Origin of the sequence: Yersinia ruckeri ATCC 29473 (genome assembly GCF_000754815.1) — a bacterium.
Lineage (GTDB): Bacteria > Pseudomonadota > Gammaproteobacteria > Enterobacterales > Enterobacteriaceae > Yersinia > Yersinia ruckeri.
Genome location: NZ_KN150747.1, coordinates 2,358,115 through 2,381,429, shown reverse-complemented (window position 1 = coordinate 2,381,429; position 23,315 = coordinate 2,358,115). Strand labels below are relative to the sequence as shown.

The window sequence follows — 23,315 nt, the reverse complement described above, 5'->3', positions numbered from 1 at the left end:
ACGTGGGCGGGCAAATATGGTATAAACCCAGCAGTTTTGTGGTTGATCACTGCGCACCGAGTCAGGTCGCGTTGAGGATCAGGCCTCTTTAAGATTAACAGGGCGCAACGCTGCGCCTCACGTCCGTAATTAAGGTAACCCGGTGAATATTCAGGCTCTTCTTTCAGATAAAGTCAGCCAGGCGCTGATTGCAGCAGGTGCTCCAGCCGACAGCGAAGCACAAGTTCGCCAGTCCGCCAAAGCCCAATTTGGCGATTATCAAGCAAACGGCGTGATGGCCGTGGCCAAAAAACTCGGTATGCAACCCCGACAATTGGCTGAGAAAGTGGTCGCGCTGCTGGATCTCGAAGGCATCTCCAGTAAAGTTGAGATCGCGGGCCCCGGTTTTATCAATATCTTCCTTGATCGTCAGTGGATTGCCGAGAAAGTCGAATATGCGCTGACCGCCCCAAAATTAGGCATTGCCCCCGTTGAACCACAAACCGTGGTGATCGACTATTCCGCACCAAACGTAGCTAAACAAATGCACGTGGGTCATCTGCGTTCCACGATTATTGGTGATGCTGCGGCTCGGACTCTGGAATTCTTGGGTCACAACGTTATCCGAGCCAACCATGTTGGTGACTGGGGTACTCAGTTCGGTATGCTGATTGCCTATCTGGAAAAAATGCAGAACGAAAATGCCAGTGATATGGGGTTGTCGGATCTGGAAGTGTTCTATCGCGAAGCGAAAAAGCACTACGATGAAGACGAAGCGTTCGCCGCCCGCGCCCGCGCCTACGTGGTAAAACTACAAGGTGGCGACGAATATTGTCGCGCCATGTGGCGTAAATTGGTGGATATCACCATGGCGCAAAATCAGATTTCCTACGATCGTCTGAATGTGACACTGACTCAAGACGACGTGATGGGCGAAAGTCTGTACAACTCAATGCTACCGGGCATTGTGGCCGATCTTAAAGCCAAAGGTCTGGCGGTAGAAAGTGAAGGTGCCACCGTGGTATTCCTCGACGAATACAAAAATAAAGACGGTGAGCCTATGGGTGTGATTATCCAGAAAAAAGATGGCGGCTACCTTTATACCACCACCGATATTGCTTGCGCCAAATACCGTTATGAAACACTGGGAGCCGATCGGGTACTGTATTACATCGACTCTCGTCAGCACCAACATTTGATGCAAGCCTGGACTATCGTGCGCAAAGCTGGTTATGTACCAGAATCCGTGCCGTTGGAACATCATATGTTCGGCATGATGCTGGGCAAGGATGGCAAACCGTTCAAAACCCGTTCAGGTGGTACCGTTAGATTGTCCGATCTGTTGGATGAAGCTATCGAGCGTGCTGGTAAACTGATTGCGGAGAAAAACCCGGATATGCCCGCTAATGAGCTGGCTGAAGTGGTCAATGCCGTGGGTATTGGTGCGGTGAAATATGCCGATCTCTCTAAAAGTCGCACTACCGATTATGTGTTTGACTGGGACAACATGCTGGCGTTGGACGGCAATACCGCCCCTTATATGCAATATGCCTACACCCGCGTAGTTTCGGTGTTTAAACGTGCCGGGGTGGTCGATGAACGTAGCTTGACACTGCCTCTGGTGATCACCGAAGAGCGTGAGGCCGCACTGGCCACCCGTCTGTTGCAGTTCGAGGAAACCATCACCAATGTTGCTCGCGAAGGTACACCGCATGTTATGTGTGCCTATTTGTACGATGTTGCTGGTTTATTCTCCAGCTTCTACGAACATTGCCAGATCCTCAATGCCGATAGCGAAGAAAGCCGCCAAAGCCGCCTGAAATTGGCCATGCTGACCGCAAAAACGCTGAAGCAAGGTTTAGATACTCTGGGTATTCAAACCGTTGAACGTATGTAATACCGGTGTATGACAAGGTGAATTTGACTAAAAAGGCCCTAATGGGCCTTGAGGTTAATGATAAAGTACTCGCTGCGGTGAAAACCGGCAGATCGTCAAGACGCCGTGAATACGTCCTTGTCGGCTCGTTCCGCGCCATCCCTGGCGCGGACGCTTGACTCTTCTACCGGTCTTCCCCACCAGAGATCGCAGGATCGCGGTTTGTCCGCAGTCTGAAGGCCCTAACGGGCCTTTTTTATTATTACTATTAACCAATTTGTCCATGAAGTAATTGAACGTGACATTGTTCCGCATGAACCTCTGGACCTGAACATATCTTCAGTTGTAAGCCAAATGGCCCTTCTTCTTCATGCCAGAATTTGGTTTGTTGTGGGTTTTCTTCTACTGGTTGCCAGTCTGGGTTTTCTCTTACGCTATAGCGCATATCCAATTTAATATTACTGCTCAGCAGATAAGTACATTTTAATACCTTGTCAGCTTGGGCGGCTCCGGCCTCCGCTGGTGCAATCGTCAGGCTGGCTTCAACAAAGGCCGTAACCGGATCCGCATTGCTTACGCTTCCTTGCTTAACCCCCAACCATTCACCGCTTTGTGTTTGTGCCGTATAGACACCCGCCCCACTCTGAATTGATTCCACCTTCGGACAATGTAAGGTATTCGCCAACACGCTGGACGATAGCGTGGCGAATAATAGCAGCGTACCGACACCTGATATTCTCATGGTCACTCTCCTTGATCTTACGATTCGATTACAGATTCGCTCAACATGCCGCCAAAATTGATGCCATCGCATGGGGTGCCCAGGCGCTAAAGTTTTATGGTTTCTTGTTTTGACCTTCTTATTAAGATCGAGATGATGTTCAAATTCTGACACCAGTTAGCCGACAGCGGAATAAATAAAAATGAAATAATAATAACATTTAATAATTTTACGACTTTAAAATAAACCGGATGAAGCCCTGACGATACCGACAATAAATGCCAGCCGTTATCATCGACTGGCATTTAGGTTCAGAAATTTTATTTAAAAAATCTGAATCAATAATTTGTGATTTTATCTACTAATAATAACCAATTTGTGTATAACTCATCCCGTGAAGGTCTATGACTGAAGGTATTCCACTCCACAGGATTACGTGAATTAATGACCTCCGCATCGAATAATGTTCTATGGCCATCATAGTTAATCACGTTTTTATATTTACCCGAGAAACCAGATTTCTCCTTTATTCCCTGTTGTTCTGTAGTACTCCGATCAAACGCCCCTCCAAACTCAAACTTGGCATCTTTATCGGAGTCAACATTACCCATATAGCCTAGATTAAACCGAATATCACTCTTATTTATTTTTTCGTGCTCTTCAACACTTTGGATCTTGAGGTTCCCACCAATATCGGCCCGCACAATATCAGCGATGACTTTAGCCCCCTTCATTTTAGTATCACCAGCGCTAGATAATTTAAATATATTGGCAGTCAGTTTGGTATTTTCATGTTTGATAATAGTTTGATTTTCATTAGCGGAAATTAAATTAAAACTCCCGCCAGTGACATCGTAGCCATTAATGCTGTTCGAATTTGAGCCAGAGGTTTTCTCTCCATTTGCACTGATACCGATATAGAGGTTCTTATTATCTTTCGGTGATGAACTCCGCGCTGACTCCATAAATATGCCGCCATTTTCTGCGGTCATACTGATATACGGGGCTATGGCCTCTAATCCCTGAGTATATATAGATTTTTCATCATAACTTCCTGCACTAATAATAATATTATCTCGACTGTTAATATAAGAACCCTGACTAAATAGGGTTGATTCATTGATGATATTTTCCTCTGCCGTGACGCCTATCGCACCACTGGTGGTATTTTTATCGCCTGAACTGGATTTTGTCATGCCGAGGAGTACACTTCCCCCTTGCTTACTCGCTTGGGTGGCGCTGTCAGAAACTGACGCCAATAGCTTAACTTTACCACCTGATATTAATTCCACATCAGCAACCGCGGCATCCGCACTACCAATCTCAACGCCTTTTAAAGTTAAATCACCATTTCCGCTGGCTAGCTTCACCTTCCCCTCGGTAGTGATACGGGTTTTCATGGCGTTGTTTGCATTCTTATTCTGTCGATGCATGCCACCACCACCCTCAATCAGTCCACCATTCGCACCAGCTTTCGAATCCAATTTAAGCCCGCCTTTGCCAAAGGCATTGGATAAACCGTTAATTTCAGAATATTGCGATTGATCTAAATTAAGTTGATTACCTGCGTTTACAATAACGTCGTTATTACCACCTTCTATTTGTGTCGCTTGAAAGTAGCCGTCATTAATAATATCGATAGACACGCCATCTTTCGCCTGGATAATGCCGGGTAATGCATCCTGTGTATAATAGTCACTGATATTGACTCCGCCCTGACCTTTCAAGGAAATTTTAATATCTTTACCGCTACTGGTTGCTACACGTAACTTTCCTTGACCATGGATATCATGCTGGTGGCCTAGGCTGGTAATTTCTGCTGTATTATTAAAATAATCATTAGCGGTGATTTTAATTGCCCCAGCGCTATTATATTGGGTTCCTTCATCAATCATTGTACCTGTGGCATGTTCTACTATACCTTTCCCCGCATGAATGGTGGTCACATAGGCCACAATCTTCTTATCAGATTTATCCGTATCTTTTTTATTTAAGGTAATATCCATACCTGCTGTTGGTGGTTTAGCATTGGGAATGACCAGCCCCTCGGTTTCCAGTTTTTTTTCTAATGATTTTCTTATTGGTCGAGTGATACCGCTATAATCAATATTGAATCCTAAACCGCCATTCCACTTCTCATGATTAGACCGGTCAATATAAATATTATTACTGGCAAGGTTATTTATCGTCCCCCCTTGAGCATGATACTCTTCTGTTACCTTATGTTGCGCACCTTGATGAGTAATGTCCCCTTTAGCGTTAATCAGCAGACTTCCTTTTATGTCGGTGCGAGAAACAATACCAGAATCAGACGAGCTATTTTCTTCATGGTCTTGGTGACTGACCGAGATTCCGCTACCGGCTCTATCAATGCCTCCGGTATAATAAAATCCGCCACTGGTTATCTTGGTATTTTTATCGCTAGTCATGTTGTTTCTGGCCGCAAAAAAACCAACATTTTTATCCGCATTAATCGTAAGATTACCGGCGGTGGTTTCTATCGCCGTGCCATAATATAATAAGTCGCCACCGGCAGAGATATCAATATCTCCGGCCTTTAAGGTGGAGGTTTTACTATTATTGTGGGTACTTTTTTCACTTTCATTGATATATTTAATCATAAATCCAGCGTTGTACTGGTTTTTATCACTTTCTTCACTATAAAAACCCATGCTCAATTGCGTACTTTGTTCATCTTTCTTTTGCTGCTCACGCGCAGCAATGACAGTGATGTCATTATCACTGTGAATAGATAAGTGATTATTAATATCAAAAATACTGCCTTCTATCTGTACGGTATCACCACGAGCAACTAAATCACCACCGGTAGTGATCTGGCTGTCCACAAAGGCTTCATAGCTATTATCTTTCTGGTTTGAGCTGAAAGGAATATCAAATATGCCAGTAGTGACTTTTTTTCCTTTCTCCCTCCGTTCATTAATAGCACCGCCGAAGAATAATGCTTTACCTGCTTCAATATTGCTATTTCTTCTGGCATCAATTTTTGCACCAAAAATCTGCATATTATTACCAGAAGTAATATGTATATCTCGCCCAGTCAATTCAGTTCTATGGCTAATCTCATAACTATCGCTATGGTTATCTTTATCTTCACCTCCTATCTCAAAAAATTTATCCTTATCGTAATTATCTATTTCAGTATTTTTTGTTTTTTGTACATTTATATTTACCGTACCATCAGAATGAATGAATAAATCACCGCCAGCATGAGTTGTAAGTGCAGTGAGGTTAATATTATCCCTAGCATTAAGATTCATATTTTTATTGGCAAAGAAGTGGTTTTTTTCTAAAAACTGCCGTTTAATAAGCTTGTTGTTTTTGTCTTTTTCAGCATAGAATAGACTATCGACTTTCCTGATATGCTTACGATTTACATTAAGTCCTGAAATTCCGTGAGTGTTTATACTTCCGGAAGCTAACACATTCAATTCATTACCCGCATTGACCAAAAGTGCACCAGCAGTAACATCGCCATCGGTGGCTGAAATCCGTACATTACCATCAGTATTGATTGAGTTTTTAACAACTTTATCTATTGAAGTAGATGATGTGGAGTAAATATTAGTAAAACCGATAGTATATTCACGGTCATAGTCATCAGTACTCGAAGATTTAATCCCTGCTGTGATATTTATCTCTCCTCCATTTAAGCTGACATCCTTTTTTGCCTTAATGTTAACGCTGGTCAGGTTGATGTTACCATTCGCAGAAAAAACAATATTTTCACCCGCAGAGATATCGGTCAGTTCAACCTGATTGTTTCGAAATGGACTCTCAACATTATTAGCCACATTGATATTATTTGCTTTTATTTTTAACGTTGAGCCAGCATGAAGGCTATCAGAATGTACCATTAATTTAGAATTTACATCAATATCAATATCATTAGATGAGATTATGTTATCTCCTTTTAATTTAATTTTTCTATCGTGGTGATTATCAAACACTCTTATTCTGTTGGCATTCATACTGCCAGCTAATATTGCGTCTCTAATATACGGATTATTTTTTGGCTCAACGCTATAGATTACATTGCCATCACTATTAACGTGATTATGGCCTAAAACAATGTTAAGGTTACCATCGATTGATATGTCTCGATCTGAGTTAATATTAGGAGCAATAAGATTAACGTTTTTCCCAAGCCCCCAGTACGCACCAGAAGCATTAATATTCAAGCTGCCTTTCCCATCAACCGTATTTATTTTTTCGAATTTACCTTGATTAACGATAGTCTCGCCGACAGCCAAGCTAACTTGATTAAATTGTGGGTCAAAACTACAGCCATCACAATTAATACCATTGCGATTAGCCAGTATATAATCTGCAGGAGAGCCAGCAAGTTGTTGACGTCCCTGCAACTCAGAAATATTCACGCCTACAACTTCATTTAAAATCAAGGTCGCCGGTCGTCCGTTAATCAAGTTAGGGTTAGAATTTAACTCAGCCTCATAAGTTAAATTATTAAATGTGATTCCCTGCTGATTAACATTAAACTCCTTATACTGATTATGAGATAGACCAGATGCTGACGGAGCGACTATATTGACCACCGTTGAATTATTGACGTGCTTACTGAGAGTCGGGCTATTAGCGGTATTTTCAACCGGTACGATATGACTGCCATAGCTGAGTGAGAGCGGTGACAATGTCATCGTGATAATTAAAGCCAATTTTCCAGATGCAGATAATTTAAATTTTCTCTCTTTCATTAGTCTATCCTTATTATTTCGATGGTAAAGTTGAATAGAAAAAATCATCTTTTCCCATTCGTTTTGATAAAAAATGACAGCACTAGACCTACCTAAATATTGGTATCTTTACCGCTCCATAATGCGAGGCGTCGTCGGTTTATTTTTATATTGTAATGATTAAATCCTATGGGGTGATTAAAACCACATGAACTATTTACGTTTTATTTACGATAAATAACCTTTCATATGGCAAAGTATCGCCTTAGGTAGAAATAATATTACCCGATAAGCCTTTTTATTTTAGAGAATTAAAAGGTGTAACTGGCTCTAAATAAAAACTGCAGTGGCTCCTTTTTATGATATTTCTCTGATAAGTGCCATCCACGACTGCTCTCAAGATCAAACAGTGCATTTTTATAATGCAGACTTACTCCAGTACTGATACCGGCATGACTTCGCCAGCCTTCTTTATTTTTTCGCTGCAAAGCTCGCCCAGCATCAGCACCCAATCGTGGAATTAACACCATCTCTTTAATAAATAAATATCGCGAGATCGTATTCCTTGAATACCAACCGTTGTCGCCAGTTAATCCACTACGACTAAATCCACGTACTGCCCCACGTTCAGTTAAGTTCAGTTGCTCATAGCCAGGTAATATTCTGTGGCTATATTGTCCTGCCAATACACTATTCCACTGGTAATCTGAATCTGCTAAACGAAAGTTGCGGTATAAACTCAGCATGATTGAATTTTTAATAAAATCACTCCTTGGCAGGAATCGGTTATTCTGCTTATCCGCACGATTAGCATCTAGCCAAGGTATACCTTTCTCAATTGAGAGATAAGCATTTATTCCTCCATTAGGTATCTTTCGATAGTGATTGACTCCCAATTCCAGCACTGTATTTTGATAACTATTAATGTTCAGTTTAGCTTCATTAATAAAAGCATTTATTTTTTTATGTTCTATATTTGCGCTAGCTGAGTTTATTTGTTGACTGTTTCTGTGAAATGTATATTTATTTTCAATCCGATATCTTTCATTATTGTTACTGAGCATTATTGTTTGATATTTCAATTTTTCATAGCGACGAGATTGACTTTTATTTAATGTGGTGCTGAATGTATATGCGCCATAGGGAACCGAGTAAAATAGCGTGTAATGGTATTTATAACGATTTTTAGAATTCTCCAAAGTACGGTTGAAATTGACAGTAACCAAATCAGATAACTTGAATGGGCTATCCCACGTTAGCGATGTTTTCCCTTGCCATTCATCGACATTTTTATATCCGTAGTTATCAACTGAGGTACTCAATAGCCAGGGTTTTGCATCGATATTATTCACATTAATGATCGACATTCCCTGTTCACTGCCAGGAAGTAAATTCAACGTTACCTGATTTGACTGTAATCTGTTCGCCTGATCAATAGCCTGATCGATTTCAGATAAGCGCAATGGTTTACCCTGAACGCCGGGAAAGAGAAAGTGTGGGTTGGTTCGATTATCCGTTCCATCAATACGTTCAACAGCACCCTCTATAATACTTATACCTAATTCTCTTTTTTTATTTAATGGTAATGTGTCAACTGCGACCATAATATAACCATTGCTAATATATTTGTTTTTTATATCCCTCATCAACTTATTTACATGTTCAATGGTGATGCATTCGTTCAATTTTTTTATTATTCTTGGCAAATTATCATTTGAGAATATTGTATTTCCTTGTATATAGACAGACGAAATATTTAGACATTGCGGGCTAAGATGAGTTTCAAATTCATCAGATTTCTCTATTATATGGCTAATGCTATTCACTGAAGGCTGGGTTGAGTGATAACTTTCTTCGCGACTCTCTGTCGCCCATACCATATGACTAAACATCAAAAAAATGATTATTTTTTTCATGGAATCACCACTGCATTTAATGAGTGCGTTTTAAATAAAAGTTATTATCAATTTAAATAATAAATAGTATAAATAAATAATATATATTAAACGAACCGGATAATTTGTTTATTTAAAATACACACCATAAGCCACTTGAATAGTATACGGTAATATAATTTAATGATTATTAATCAATAAACATATGTGATTTATGATTTTTATTTGTCTTATTATATTATTTATTTTATTTATATTTTGTAGTGATATTCCAGCGGTGATAATAGACGTAAAAAAAACCGATCATTATCGGGTTGAAATATTACCTCTTGAGTTCTGCTATGGCAGGCCGCAGCTTAATGATTCTGTCAGCCGGTTCGGCGGGCAAAATCTCGCAGTTTAAAACCTAACAACGCCAACGTGGCAAAATAAGCAACCACACCGATAATCACTACCGCGAATAATCGTAGCAGGCGATACGCCATACCACCGACATCCCAGGCCGGCATCAGCCATAACATACCGATTAACACCGCGGACATCGCTACCACGCCAATAATCAGCTTGGTCATAAATATCGCCCAACCTGGCTGCGGCTGGAATATTTTCTGTTTACGCAGTTGCCAATACAGTAGGCCAGCATTCAAGCAAGCCCCCAGACCGATAGACAGCGACAGCCCCGCATGCTTTAGCGGCCCGATAAACACCAGGTTCATGACCTGTGTCATTATCAAGGTAACAATGGCAATTTTCACCGGCGTTTTAATGTCCTGCCGCGAATAGAAACCGGGGGCCAATACCTTAACCACAATCAACCCGATCAGACCGACAGAATAAGCCACCAGCGCACGTTGAGTCATCGCGGCATCAAAAGCGTTGAATTTACCGTATTGGAACAGCGCAACTACGAGAGGCTTGGCTAAAATACCCAATGCGATAGCGCTAGGAATGGCCAGCAGGAAGCATAAACGCAGCCCCCAATCCATTAGGCGAGAATATTCGTCATGATTACCACTGGAGAAACTTTTCGCTAGTGAAGGCAACAAAATAGTCCCCAGAGCCACCCCCAATACACCAGAAGGGAACTCCATCAATCGGTCAGCATAATACATCCAGGACACTGAACCCGACACCAGGAATGAGGCAAAGATGGTATTGATGATTAATGAGATCTGGCTGACAGACACCCCAAGGATCGCAGGCCCCATCTGGCGCATCACTCGCCAGACACCGCTATCCCCCAGCGCGAGTCGTGGTAACACCAACATACCGATTTTTTTCAGATGCGGTAATTGGTAGCCCAATTGCAGTACGCCCCCCAACACCACTGCCCATGCCAATGCCATAATCGGTGGATTAAAGTACGGCGCAGCAAACAGGGCAAAGCCAATCATGCTAACGTTCAGCAGTGTCGGCGCGAAAGCCGGGATGGAAAAACGGTTCCAGGTATTAAGGATGGCCCCCACCAGCGAGGCCAAGGAAATCAGCAGAATATAGGGAAAAGTCACGCGCAGGAGTGAAGACGTTAAGGCGAATTTATCCGGTGTATTGGCGAAACCGGGAGCCGTAATATAAATCACCCAGGGTGCAGCCAACATTCCCAAAACAGTCACCACCGCCAGAACCAGCGTTAACAGACCAGCGACATAGGCGACAAAAGTCCGGGTCGCTTCCTCCCCTTGCTGACTTTTATACTCAGCCAAAATCGGTACAAAAGCCTGTGAAAAAGCCCCTTCAGCAAAGATACGGCGCAGTAGATTGGGTAATTTAAACGCAATAAAAAACGCATCGGTTGCCATACCAGCACCAAATATCCGCGCCACAATTGCATCCCGGGCAAACCCCAGAACCCGCGAAAACATGGTCATCGAACTGACCGCAGCCAGTGATTTAAGTAAATTCATATATTTTTCTGATTGGTTACGCTGAAAATATCAACGCCTGCAAAAGCAGGCGTCAGTGCAACCCGATTCCGGGTTTGAGTATGACAATAGTCTACGTATCCACAGGCTAATAGCCACCGCTTGTTGTAACAAACTGCGTTCTATTCAGCGACTTTGTCGTAATTTTTCTATCCAGCGTTGTGCGCTAATCGCCTGTTCGCCAGAGATTGCCGGTACAGTCTGATGACTCACCGCATTAATAAAGTGATGTACTGCACCGACGAAACCGCGTTGTTCTAACGTAGTTTGCCAACCTGCTGTCGGCAATTCAAGAATCTGCCCCGCCGACTCTTGCTGCCAGCGCCGCATATCGGTGATGTGGTAGCAACTCCCAGCGGTAACAGCCTGCACCGATTCCCGCTGAGTGCCAGCCTGCCGATGCATGCTGCTGGTTATCATACAGTTAGCCGTCTGGAAATGGTGCTCGGCGTATAGCATCTGCCCAGCGTCATTGGTCGTGATCTGGCCGCCGATCAGCTTGGCATTATCACCACCGAGCCAGAGTGCGGTATCCAGTACATGCAGATAATCATCCAGCAGCGTGAAATCAACACCGAGTGGGCCAACGCTGTCTTGCCGGTGTTTTTCCATCCGTAATGAAGCCGGATCAACCCGTTGCTGTTTTAACTGCAGATATAACGGTGCAAAACGACGGTTAAAACCGACCATCAGTGCTTTGCCCTATTTTTCTGCCAACGCAATCAATTGTTCGGCCTGCGCTACGGTTTCCGCCAGTGGTTTATCCACATAGACATGCACTCCGGCACGCAATAACTCGCTGATAACCTGAAAATGACTGGCTGTGCTGCTGTGAACAAAAATGGCATCACAGGCCGCTGCCAATCCTTCCAGTCGCGAGAAATAAGGCAAGCGGTAACTGTCACATACCGGTTGCGCCTTGATCTGATTAGGAGAAAATGCACCTACCAGCGACCAGTCACCGGTACAGCTTAATATCGGCAGGTAAGCTTTCTGCGCGATTCCCCCTAGACCGACCACGCCGACGCGTAATTTTTTCATAGGTTTCCCATCAGTCGTCCAGCAGGACCATCACTTCATCCAGACGTCGATTCAGCGCCGCAACCTGTAATTCAAGCTGGGCAACCCGTTCTTCCAGTGCCGTTTTTGCTTCATCAAACGCCAGCTCGTCAACGGATGCGCTGACCACATCGCCGCTAAGCAGATGCATATAACGACTTTCCCGTTTACCCGGCTCTCGGGATAATTTGATCACAAAAGGTCCATCCTCACGGCTAGCAAGCTGTTCCAAGGTTGCGTCCACTTCGCTGACATCGGTAAATTCATGTAGGCGATTGGTGCGAGTGCGCAATTCACCGGGAGTTTGAGCGCCACGTAGTAACAGCGTAGTGATGATGGCCTGTTCTGCTGGCGAAAACTTCAAATTGCCAAATTCTGAATTACAAAAGCGCTGCTCATACTTCATGACCCGGCTCACGCTCAGGCTTTGGGTGCGGATAACATGTTTTTTCGTCAGGAGATCCAGTGTTTGCTGTACTTCATTATCTGACAGCTCCATCACTGGCTCGCGGTTGGTTTTTTGGTTACAGGCCGTAGTTATCCCATTGAGAGACATCGGATATTGTTCTGGCGTTGTGACTTGTTTTTCCAGTAAACAGCCGATAACTCGGGCTTCTAACGGGGTTAAATTATGTTTCATCTGGACCTCAGCGCGTGGCTTTCCATTCAGTATCCGTTAATGCCGTCAGTACGTGATCGCGCCATTGGCCATCGATCAACAAATAATCTTTCGCATAACCTTCCCGTTCAAAACCTAATCGGGTCAGCAGATCGCCGCTACGACGGTTATGTGGCATATAATTGGCCATGATCCGATGCATCCGTTCTTGGCGCTGCATATAGCGAATCAGCGGTTGTAATGCTTCAAACATCAGGCCTTGCCCCTGCCAGCGTTCTCCAAGGGAGTACCCGAGAAAACAGGCATGGAATGAGCCTCGCATTACATTGCTAAAATTGGCTACACCACGAATCTCATGTTCTTCTGGATCCAGCAAGATAAAATAATAGGCACTGCCCTGTTTATGCATTTCGGCGATCATACTCAACCGCGCTTGCCAACCGGAAGGCACACAGTGGCTTTGATCGCGTACTGGCTCCCAGGGTTTGAGAAACAGCTGATTTTCGGCGTAATACTCCGCCATTCGGTACGCATCCCGCTCGTGAACTAAACGCAGCGACATGCGATCGGTCGTCAGCCGTACTTTTGGTGACGCAGAATGATAGCCAAACATCGACTCCCCTTAGTTCAGGCGGTTCATTGACAGTAGTGATTAATATAACCGTTGCAGTATCTCAGGGTAAAACCGCTATTGACGAGTTATTGCGCAATCAATCAACAAAAAACGTTTTTTTTTGCGAATTTGCCATGACGGTAACGTATTGACGATAAAAAAATATCATCAACTTATCATCTATCACTTAAATCAATTTAGGTGCAAACTATAAGGGTGATTATTGTTTTCTCCCCCCCTACATATTCCGACGGTGAAAAATGTCTCTGGTATCGCAAGCGCGTAGCTTGGGTAAGTATTTCTTATTGTTTGACAACCTATTGGTAGTATTGGGATTTTTCGTGGTGTTCCCACTAATATCCATCCGTTTTGTTGATCAATTGGGCTGGGCTGCGGTGATTGTCGGTGCGGCTCTGGGTTTGAGGCAGTTTATTCAGCAAGGTTTAGGGATCTTTGGTGGCGCGATTGCTGACCGCTTTGGTGCCAAGCCGATGATTGTCATTGGGATGTTGTTGCGCGCCGCCGGTTTTGCCCTGATGGCGATGGCGGACCAACCCTGGATTCTTTGGCTGGCCTGTGCCTTATCGGCGCTGGGTGGCACACTGTTCGATCCACCGCGTACCGCGCTGGTGATTAAGTTGGTGCGTCCGCATGAACGTGGCCGTTTCTACTCCATATTGATGATGCAGGACAGCGCGGGTGCCGTGGTCGGTGCGCTGTTGGGCAGTTGGCTATTACAGTACGATTTCCATTTAGTGTGCTGGGTGGGTGCCTTTATCTTCGTATTGGCGGCCATTTGGAACGCTTGGCTGTTACCGGCCTATCGCATCTCTACCGTGCGTACCCCAATGAAAGAAGGCATGATGCGGGTGATCCGTGATAAGCGCTTCCTGACTTATGTGCTCACCTTAACGGGTTACTATATGCTGGCAGTACAGGTGATGCTGATGCTGCCTATTGTGGTTAATGAAGTGGCCGGTTCACCTGCGGCGGTAAAATGGATGTATGCCATTGAGGCTATTTTGTCTCTGACGCTGCTTTACCCTATTGCGCGCTGGAGCGAAAAACATTTCCGTCTGGAACAACGGCTGATGGCTGGGCTATTTATTATGAGCCTCAGTATGTTCCCTATTGGTATGACCGACAGTTTGCACACCTTGTTTATGCTGATTTGCTTTTTCTATATGGGTTCGATTATTGCTGAACCCGCACGTGAAACGCTGAGTGCCTCGCTGGCCGATGCCCGTGCTCGCGGTAGTTATATGGGATTCAGTCGCTTAGGTCTGGCGCTGGGTGGCGCATTAGGCTATACCGGCGGCGGTTGGATGTATGACACGGGTAAAAGCCTGGCGCTGCCCGAATTACCTTGGTTCCTGTTGGGCGTGATCGGCCTGATCACACTAGCGGGGCTGTACTGGCAGTTTAATCAACGACGTATTGAGCCAGCGATGTTAAGTGGTGGTTAAATCCATCTCCCAACGAAATTCGCTACAGAGGCACTATTGCCCGTTGTCTGACATAATTGGACGGAACATCCCGATGTTAAAAGTGATTGCCGAAGATTTTATTCATCTCGAACATATCGATAAAGTCATGCCGTTATATCGGGAACTGGTGGAAAAGACTTTGCAGGAACCGCTCTGTCGCGCCTACCAACTGTGTATCGATCAAAAAGATCCAGGCCATTTTATTTTTATTGAACAATGGCCTGATCGCGAGGCGCTCGATATTCACTGCCAATCCGAACATTTCAAGCGTCTGGTTCCACAAATAAACCGCTATCAGCGGCAGGCCTGTACCTTTTTATTTATGGATTCCTTCGAATAACGTATACCTCCAGCAAAGCATAATATCGGATAGATCGGCAATGGCCATTTAATCGCCGGAGACAGAATTATCCGATTGGCAACCCGCGTCGACTTCCGCACTATCACAGCCTTAATTTCCTTGCGTCAGGTTGGCGCAACTGGGCATAGCATCGGTTAAAAATATCAACTCATTGATTAAACCGTTATAATTAGCCAAATTTACGGCTAAACGAGGCCATGATGAACATGATGAAGAAACTATTTTGCGGTGCTGCGGCTCTGATTTTTGTCGGCGCGCTGACCGGCTGTAACCCACTGACGCAATACACGCTCACCGAGCAGGAGATTAACACCTACCTGCAAAAACATAATCATTACCAGAAGCAAATCGGCGTACCTGGATTGGTTGATGCTCAGATTACCTTAACGCAACTGCAAAGCCAGATTGGCCGTTCCGAGCCGGGTAAAATTACCCTGACCGGCAATGCACAGGTAAAAATCAGTTCGATCCTCGGGCCACAAGATGCAGAAATGCTGTTAACGTTAAAAGCGCAGCCGGTTTTTGATCGGGAAAAAGGGGCAATCTTCTTGAAAGATATGGAAGTGACGGATTATACCGTTAAGCCGGAGAAAATGGATTCGGTAATGAGTATGTTGAAACCTTACCTGAACCAGTCGCTGAAATCCTACTTTGACCAGCAGCCCGCTTATGTTTTGAATGCGGAAAACAGCAAAACCGAGGCGATGGCGAAGAAACTGGCCAAAGGGTTAGAAGTCAAACCGGGTCAGTTAGTGGTGCCCTTTACCGACTAAAACGATAGCCCGCCGAAATGGCGGGCTATATTCAGACATTAGCCCGCAAAAATCCGGCTATTCGGCCTCAGACTCATCTTGCTCTTCTGCCAACTCATCGCGCATCGCCTGCAAGGCTTCACGGGTCAACTGCGCCAGCGTACGATAAAAACCACTGGCCGCATGGGCTTCAACTTTACCCAGAAAACGACCACACCACGGGAACAGGAAATCATCGAATAAAGCAATTTGCGCTTGTACTTCATCTTCCCCAGCTTGATCCTCCAGCCAAGAAGCAGCCAGCAGTAACGAACCAAAATGATCAACCGGCCCATCAGTCAATGGCATACCGCGTTGTTGCAGAAATACGCGCAACTCTGCTTCTGGCCTTGCATCTTCCCACGCCGAGGCAAAAGGCGACACACTGCATTCACTACCACTAAACAAGGCGGCATAATCATCTGCCAGCGCTTGGGGTTGATATTCCTGCTGTAAACGCACCAGCAAATCACCCTGTTCCAACGGCCAGTGTTGTTCCAGTTTGCCCTGTTCAATCAGTGTAAATAGTGGAGCCAGCAGCGGATCCTGCGGTTGACGATAAAACAGCGAGCCTAATACCCGACATACCAGCGAAAAATCATTCATAAAACCGCCCTAATCCCGTTATCTGTGCATGAGTCATGCATACGTTTACTGCGCTAAGCATTTTACGTGACAATGTCACAAATCGGCGAATTCTGCAATCGCTGGACGGCCACGCTGTTCGAGGAAATTCAATATACGTCGCGGACTCTGGTTTAAAATTCGCTCAGCTGGGAAACCAACATCGGCAATAATTCGCTCACAATGATCAAAATTCCCCAGAGAATAAGCAATATGGGAGTCAGAGCCTAATGCCAGCCAGCCACCGGCATCGCGCACCGCTTTGGCAATCGCATGACAATTGTCCTCACTGCCCACCCGAGAATGCGTAAAGGACGAGTTATTCAGCTCTAAAGCGACTTGATATTTGGCCGCTGCCGCCGCAATCGCCGGAATATCCACACTAAATTTTGGATTGCCCGGATGGCTGATAATATGCACATTGCCTTGCGCCATGGCAGCGATCATTGCCTGAGTGTGCGCCTCTTTATTTTGCGGCGGGAACACCGGCTCGTGGAAACCGGCAATGATCAGATCCACCGCATCCAGCATCGGACCGGTGCAATCTATATCACCGTCCAGATTTTTGATATTGGCTTCAATACCACGCAGAATGCCAATCCCATCCACTAAACGCGGCCACACTTTCATATTCATAAAGTGCCAATAATGTGGAGCATCAGCCATATCTGGACCATGATCGGTAATCGCGAACAGTTGGATGTTTTTTTGTTTTGCTTCGGCAATATAATCGTGCAAGGTGCTGTAAGCATGGCTGCTGGCAACGGTGTGCATATGTAAATCAACTGGATACATAACTACTCCACAGTATCTTATTCTCGGTTTATCAGGCAAAGCGTCGTTCGCTCAGCATAGCAGAAATCGTCCGCCCAGCCGAGCCAAAACCCATGCCTTGCCTGTCGGAATCAGTAACCGCGCGCCACATCCACTCGGCCGACTGGCGACCTGTCCGCTTCCATCGATTTAATATTTTCAGCCACTTGATCCATTGCCACTTCGGGTAACGTCACTGCGGCGATGTGCGGTGTAAGAGTGATGCGAGGATGCGTCCAGAACGGATGCATGCTAGGCAGGGGCTCCTCGGCAAAGACATCCAGCATTGCCGCTGCAATCTGACCTGTTTTCATTGCCGCCAGCAGATCTTTTTCCAGCAAATGCGCACCGCGCGCCAGATTGATCAAATAGGCCTGTTTATTCAACTGAGAAAACAGAGAGTCCGAGAGAATACCGATGGTTTCCGGTGTACTCGGTAACAGGTTAATCAATAATTGCGTTCCCCGTAAGAAATCCGGCAACGCTTTATTACCAGCAAAACTCTCAACTCCGCTGATTTGTTTCGCCGTGCGGCTCCAGCTCCGCACTTTAAAACCAAATTCGCTCAGTTTTCGAGCTACACTTTGCCCCAGAACGCCAGCGCCCATCACCCCAACCACAAACTGCTCATGCTGATGAGGTGTTAATGGCTGCCACAGTTTCTGCTCTTGCTGTAATTGATACTCATCCATACGGCGGAAATAACGCAGTGTGCTGCTTACTGCATATTCCTGTATCTGCAATGCCATGCCGGTATCTTCCAGTCGAATCAACGGCACACCAGCAGGTAAGGTGCCCGGGTGACGACGCTCTTGATCCAGAATGGCATCAACACCAGCGCCTAACACAAATATTCCTTTCAATTGCTGACGATTGACCAGCATTTCATGAGGTGGTAACCACACCATCGCATAATCGGCAGGTTTATTATCACCCCGCTGCCACTGACGGATAGTCGCTTTTGGTAAGCGACTTTGCATACCGTTTAACCATTGTTGGGCTTCAACAAAGGGATGATGAAAAATAATATTCATTGTTAGTAGGCTCCTTGCGTAAGTCACCCTAGATTTCCGTGATTAGCGGAGAGATGCAAGGCGAAGAGAAATAAACTCCGCCCTAAATCTGAATAATGCCAGTGGGTTAACGGTTTTGTGCAACCAACTTGCTTTGCCCGGCCAATGCGTTTTCCTGAATCAAGCGACGTAACAATGGAATGAGAATAATCAGTATTGCTCCGGTCAATAACGCGCCCCAACCCAGTAAACTAAAAATGTCACTATAACCAGGGTTAGTTTCTAGCGGCGTACTACCACTATTCGCCGGCATCAGCCCAGAAACATAGCCCGCCAACACCGACGCCACGCCAGTGACCATCATCCAGCATCCCATCATCACGCCCTGATAACGCGGTGGAGCCAACTTGCCAATCATGGCGTAGCCAATCGGGGAAATGAGTAATTCACCGAGGCTTTGTAATAGATAACTCAGGGCAATCCATTTGAATGCGACCAAACCATCACCGCCAGCCAGATGAATGCCCAGCGGCAGCACCAACATTCCAAAGCCCATACAAAGTAATGCACCGGAGAATTGCAGTGGTATATCAATGGAAAAACCGCGCTGACGTAAGCGACGGAACCACAGCGCCATCAGTGGCCCGCCAACCACAATCACTAATGTATTGATATTTTGAATCCATTGTGGTGCCACCGGCCAACCGTAGACATTGAGGTCGATATTGTGTTCGGCAAACAGCATCAGCCCCATCGGAGCCAATTGATAGAGCGCCCAGAACACCAAAGAGCCTGCCGCTAGCAACAGATAAGCCAGCATCCGGCGACGCTCGACGTGTGGATAATGCCGAGCAGTAACGATTCCCAGTAATACAAAAACCGCAATACCGACTGCCAGGACGAAATAGCTGCTAAATCCAGCGTGAGTCAGTAATAGTCGGATGATTGGCACCATAACAATCAGTACCAGAATGCCCATCAACATCCGCCCTTTGGCTTGTCTGACAGAGGCTTGCAGTAATGGCGTGTTAATATCGGCCAGTACCCGCCAGCGGCAACAGGTAATGGCGATAGCCGCCACATTGCCCACGGTGGCAAACAGGAATAACGCACGGTAATTCTCACTCAGTTGGAAGTAACCGGCGACAGCAAAACCGAGGAAAAATCCCAGATTCATTCCGGCATAATTCCACAGGAAAGCCGATTCACGCCGGTCATCATCAGGCAGGAAGCGTTGAGTCAGCATCATATTCAAGCAGGTTACGTTCAAACCACTACCGGTGAGGAACATTGCCAGCCCCCAATATAATCCCGATAAACCGTAAACTGCGATGAGACAGCAACCGATCACCTGGAGTGCCATACCCAGTACAAACAAATTGCGGTTACTTAGATAGCGTCCACCCAAATAGCCACCAAACAGATGTAATCCATAGTTAAAAGCCCCAAAAACCCCCATGATGGCATTGGCATGACTTTCACTGAAGCCCAAGCGTTTGGTGGTGTAGAGAACCAGAGTCGAATACAGTACGGCAAAACCCAGCGTGGCGAAGGTTTGAACAAAAAACAGTGTTCCTGCTCCTGAGGGGATGGCCTGTAAATGATTATGGTTCTGATATTGGGTGGAATCTGACTGTGGCAAAATAAGCTCCTGCTCTCTGTTTCTATCCCGGCCAAAGCACCGCCGCGCCAACTTGGCAGCGTGAGTCAATCGGTGGGGCAACTCAGACTATCATTCGGTAGAGATAATTATTTAGCGATATTTTTGACTGACTTTCCAGTAAAAATGCCACTCAACCTCATAGTTAAGCACTAAATGTCCGACATAATCGCCTACTTATGCATTAGTGTGCAAATAATCAGCTAACTGAGCGATTTAATCTTTCATTCCGCCACAATCCGGTAACCAACCACGATTCACCGCCCTTTATGCCGAGAGATGCTGATGAAATCAGCAAATTGATGCAACTTTAGCTAAACAGTTATAAACAATGCAGAAGAGGGTTGACGCTGGACTCGGTTTTCCCTACATTACGCCGGTCGACCACGTTTAACGTTGCCGACAACAAAACGGTGAGGTGTCTGAGTGGCTGAAGGAGCACGCCTGGAAAGTGTGTATACGCGTAAGTGTATCGAGGGTTCGAACCCCTCCCTCACCGCCATATTGAGTATCGGATGATGTAGTGAGTCCTCCGCAAGAAGAACGGCAATCGGTAGTCAGATGTTATGTTCCTGACTTAATACGATTGCCGTTTTTTTTTGTATAAATACCGTGGTAATCGACGATGCCTCTTGGTTAGCCCCACGGCTTTGCTTTATTTATCGGCGTTATTTCCCGCTAGTTGATTGAATAAAATATCTCCAACGTCCCTCGAAGTTCATTCTGTCCGTCCACCATTCCCCATGCTAAAACAGCCAAGCCATCCTATGGCTTAACACACCATTAACTGGGTATTTTTCACATCTCTATGGACAGAGGTTTTATTATGAAATTACGGACATTATTTTATCTTGCTGCTTTCGTGTTTTTTCCAAATATACCAACAAGTTATGCTGCACCACTGCTTGTCGCCCATCGCGGTGGTACCGCTGATCTGCCAGAAAATACGATTGATGCTATCCACCACGCACTAGAGCATCAAGCTGATATCATTTGGGTCAGTGTGCAACTCAGTAAAGATAAAATTCCGGTACTTTTTCGCGCCAAGGATCTGAACTCCACCACTGACGGCGAAGGGCGGGTGGAGGATTTCACCCTTAGCGAGCTACAAACTCTGGATGCCGCTTATCAATTTGAATACGATGGTGAGAAAAAATTTAAAGGACTAGGGATCAAAATACCCACGTTAAGTAGCGTATTAAATAGATTTCCAGCCACACAATTCTTTATTGATATCAAAGCACAAACTAAAGACTATGATGAGGTCGCCCAACATATTTCAGCCGTCATTTTAAATAATAATGCCGCAGACAGAACTCGAGTGTATTCCACCAAGCATCGGTTTTATAGAAAGCTGGATCCGCAGATAAAAACCTTTGAACCGCGCAATTATACGCGTAAAACAATGGCCAATGTACTCATGGCCGATCATTGCCGAGTTGATGATAGAAGAGAGGCGCAAAAACTGGAATATCATGCATTTGAATTACGCGCACCCGTCTATGTGGTCGAAACGTTAACGCTGGGCAAAGGGCAATCAGCCGCATTGCTGGTGTGGAATTCAAAGGTCACCCAGTGCTTTAAACGCAATTCATTGTCGAAATTAATGCTGATAGGAATTGATTCACAGTCTGATTATGATTTAGCGAAAGAATTGCAGGCTGATTTCGTGATGGTGGATTCGCCGCAGCGGGCGCAATACTGGCAAAAATAACACCCTATTGCAGGGTATTTCTGCAAATTGTCGGTGAATTAAGCAAGCACATTGTCAAGCGTAAATTCTTCTTGACCCTAAGGACGCCTATCCCTATAGTACCGCCCCGTTGCAGCGTAATAAGCGGTAACAACACGGTGAGGTGTCTGAGTGGCTGAAGGAGCACGCCTGGAAAGTGTGTATACGCGTAAGTGTATCGAGGGTTCGAACCCCTCTCTCACCGCCATATTCGAGCAAAAGGCTCCGACAACGTCGGAGCCTTTTTCTTTTGCCGCCAAGCAATCCCAAGTTTTAGTCACCGTGACGTCGTTGGTAACCTTTCCCTGTGCTCCTGATTCGATCGCCTAACTGAGAAAAAGGCATCAGTTTGCTGTAAACCACCTGATTGCGTCCCTGATTTTTCGCCTGATAGAGCGCATCATCGGCCATTTCTATCGCTTTCAACATCGACATACCTGGCAGATATAGCGATGCGCCGATAGAAATCGTCACGTGCATTTCCCGTCCATCATTTAACGTCACTTTTAACTGTTCAACATTCTCTCTGAGACACTCCGCAATCTTTTTAATATGTTCAGGGTGATGGCTTTCCGTGATGACGATAAATTCCTCTCCGCCGAAACGGCCAACAAAATCCAAACATCTTACCGTCTGTTTTAATATTGCGCCGACACTCGTCAATATTTGATCACCAATGGCGTGGCCATAGTTATCATTGATCGCTTTAAACTTATCCAAATCCATCAGTAATAATCCGCAAGCCCGCCGCTGTGCATGCAGTTGAGCTAAATAGAAATCAACGCTGGCACGATTATTGAGGCGGGTGAGATTATCGATATTGGCCCGATCTTTCATGGAGAAATAGGCATGGATATGGCGTTCTTTAAAATTCAGGGCATGGTAGCAAATGGCCAAACAAAGCGTTGAAGAGAGCTGAAATACCATAATCGCAGGCCAAAGGTCTTTGTAATCAACAAAGAACGCGCTAACAGCCAGGCGATAAAACATTATGAGTAAAATAGTGGTATAAAAAACCCGATTATTTTTACGCGTCCATACCTTGGAAAACAGCAATGGCAACACGATAAACAGAATAAGTAAATTATCTAACGTAAAGCCATCAGTAAAGGCAATATTAACCACAGTCGCAATTAGCGTACTGACCCAACCGCCATAAAACGTGGCTAACACTATCGGCAATACTTCAAAGCTGTAGAAAAAACCCGTAGTGATAACGAATTTATCCTGGTTGAGATGTAAGGACACCAAACCGGCCACTAATCCAAATAGTGCCCGTTTCCATATTTGGCCGTGGTAGGAAAATGGCGTATTTTTACTTAGCGCAAAGTAACTAATGGATAACGAGGCATAGGTGATACAAGCATCGTTGAAAATAAGCGAAAGTGACTCCAAGTGAGTCATCGGATAGAAAACTTAGTTTGCATACTCATGATTA

16 protein-coding genes, 2 tRNA genes and 1 pseudogene are annotated in these 23,315 nt (G+C 45.1%); 7 read left to right on the top strand and 12 right to left on the bottom strand.

From position 1 onward, the window contains the following. Positions 1-142 precede the first annotated feature (142 nt). Positions 143-1,876: an arginine--tRNA ligase gene (argS, locus tag DJ39_RS10525; protein ID WP_004719759.1), complete on the top strand. Its 1,734-nt coding sequence runs from the start codon at positions 143-145 to the stop codon at positions 1,874-1,876. Positions 1,877-2,123: 247 nt separating this feature from the next. On the opposite strand, the gene DJ39_RS10520 is transcribed toward argS, so the two are convergent. The 7 genes and pseudogenes from DJ39_RS10520 to rimJ form a co-directional block, all read right to left on the bottom strand. Then, positions 2,124-2,597 (bottom strand): DUF3757 domain-containing protein, encoded by a 474-nt coding sequence (locus DJ39_RS10520; protein ID WP_038242392.1) that lies wholly within the window; start codon positions 2,595-2,597, stop codon positions 2,124-2,126. A 317-nt stretch (positions 2,598-2,914) separates the two neighbouring features. Next, entirely contained in the window at positions 2,915-7,309 is a 4,395-nt protein-coding gene (locus tag DJ39_RS10515; RefSeq protein ID WP_004721215.1) for a hemagglutinin repeat-containing protein, read from the bottom strand. Between the two features lie 290 nt (positions 7,310-7,599). Next, the gene (locus tag DJ39_RS10510) at positions 7,600-9,204 is read right to left on the bottom strand and encodes a ShlB/FhaC/HecB family hemolysin secretion/activation protein (protein WP_004721213.1); all 1,605 of its coding nucleotides are present in this window, start codon (positions 9,202-9,204) and stop codon (positions 7,600-7,602) included. 347 nt (positions 9,205-9,551) lie between these two features. Beyond that, on the bottom strand, positions 9,552-11,087 hold the full coding sequence (gene murJ, locus DJ39_RS10505) for a murein biosynthesis integral membrane protein MurJ (RefSeq protein WP_004721212.1): 1,536 nt from the start codon (positions 11,085-11,087) through the stop codon (positions 9,552-9,554). Between the two features lie 144 nt (positions 11,088-11,231). Continuing rightward, a pseudogene (locus DJ39_RS10500) lies at positions 11,232-12,146 on the bottom strand (Gfo/Idh/MocA family protein). A 10-nt stretch (positions 12,147-12,156) separates the two neighbouring features. Beyond that, positions 12,157-12,804: a DUF480 domain-containing protein gene (locus DJ39_RS10495; RefSeq protein WP_004721207.1), complete on the bottom strand. Its 648-nt coding sequence runs from the start codon at positions 12,802-12,804 to the stop codon at positions 12,157-12,159. A gap of 7 nt (positions 12,805-12,811) precedes the next feature. Further along, positions 12,812-13,396, bottom strand: a complete 585-nt coding sequence (rimJ, locus tag DJ39_RS10490) for a ribosomal protein S5-alanine N-acetyltransferase (protein ID WP_004721204.1) — start codon at positions 13,394-13,396, stop codon at positions 12,812-12,814. 260 nt (positions 13,397-13,656) lie between these two features. On the opposite strand from rimJ, the gene mdtH reads away from it, so the two are divergent. From mdtH to DJ39_RS10475, 3 genes are all read left to right on the top strand, one after another. Beyond that, on the top strand, positions 13,657-14,862 hold the full coding sequence (gene mdtH, locus DJ39_RS10485; protein ID WP_004721200.1) for a multidrug efflux MFS transporter MdtH: 1,206 nt from the start codon (positions 13,657-13,659) through the stop codon (positions 14,860-14,862). A 73-nt stretch (positions 14,863-14,935) separates the two neighbouring features. Continuing rightward, entirely contained in the window at positions 14,936-15,223 is a 288-nt protein-coding gene (locus DJ39_RS10480) for a putative quinol monooxygenase (RefSeq protein ID WP_004721198.1), read from the top strand. A 230-nt stretch (positions 15,224-15,453) separates the two neighbouring features. Beyond that, positions 15,454-16,017: a lipoprotein gene (locus DJ39_RS10475; RefSeq protein ID WP_038242482.1), complete on the top strand. Its 564-nt coding sequence runs from the start codon at positions 15,454-15,456 to the stop codon at positions 16,015-16,017. A 57-nt stretch (positions 16,018-16,074) separates the two neighbouring features. Here the strand turns inward: DJ39_RS10475 and DJ39_RS10470 are convergent, their stop codons facing one another. From DJ39_RS10470 to DJ39_RS10455, 4 genes are all read right to left on the bottom strand, one after another. Continuing rightward, the gene (locus tag DJ39_RS10470; protein ID WP_004721195.1) at positions 16,075-16,641 is read right to left on the bottom strand and encodes a TorD/DmsD family molecular chaperone; all 567 of its coding nucleotides are present in this window, start codon (positions 16,639-16,641) and stop codon (positions 16,075-16,077) included. 75 nt (positions 16,642-16,716) lie between these two features. Continuing rightward, positions 16,717-17,454 (bottom strand): phosphatase, encoded by a 738-nt coding sequence (locus DJ39_RS10465; RefSeq protein WP_004721193.1) that lies wholly within the window; start codon positions 17,452-17,454, stop codon positions 16,717-16,719. A 110-nt stretch (positions 17,455-17,564) separates the two neighbouring features. Next, positions 17,565-18,506 (bottom strand): glyoxylate/hydroxypyruvate reductase GhrA, encoded by a 942-nt coding sequence (ghrA, locus tag DJ39_RS10460; RefSeq protein WP_004721191.1) that lies wholly within the window; start codon positions 18,504-18,506, stop codon positions 17,565-17,567. Between the two features lie 106 nt (positions 18,507-18,612). Beyond that, positions 18,613-20,127, bottom strand: a complete 1,515-nt coding sequence (locus tag DJ39_RS10455) for a peptide MFS transporter (protein WP_004721189.1) — start codon at positions 20,125-20,127, stop codon at positions 18,613-18,615. A 430-nt stretch (positions 20,128-20,557) separates the two neighbouring features. On the opposite strand from DJ39_RS10455, the gene DJ39_RS10450 reads away from it, so the two are divergent. The 3 genes from DJ39_RS10450 to DJ39_RS10440 all read left to right on the top strand — a co-directional run bounded on the left by DJ39_RS10450 (position 20,558) and on the right by DJ39_RS10440 (position 22,085). Then, positions 20,558-20,647: transfer RNA gene (locus tag DJ39_RS10450), tRNA-Ser, on the top strand. 324 nt (positions 20,648-20,971) lie between these two features. Then, entirely contained in the window at positions 20,972-21,859 is an 888-nt protein-coding gene (locus tag DJ39_RS10445; protein WP_004721187.1) for a glycerophosphodiester phosphodiesterase family protein, read from the top strand. 136 nt (positions 21,860-21,995) lie between these two features. After that, a tRNA-Ser gene (locus DJ39_RS10440) sits at positions 21,996-22,085 on the top strand. A gap of 65 nt (positions 22,086-22,150) precedes the next feature. Here DJ39_RS10440 and DJ39_RS10435 read toward each other — a convergent pair. Next, complete coding sequence (locus DJ39_RS10435) at positions 22,151-23,281, bottom strand: GGDEF domain-containing protein (RefSeq protein ID WP_004721185.1); 1,131 nt, start codon at positions 23,279-23,281, stop codon at positions 22,151-22,153. Positions 23,282-23,315: the final 34 nt, after the last annotated feature.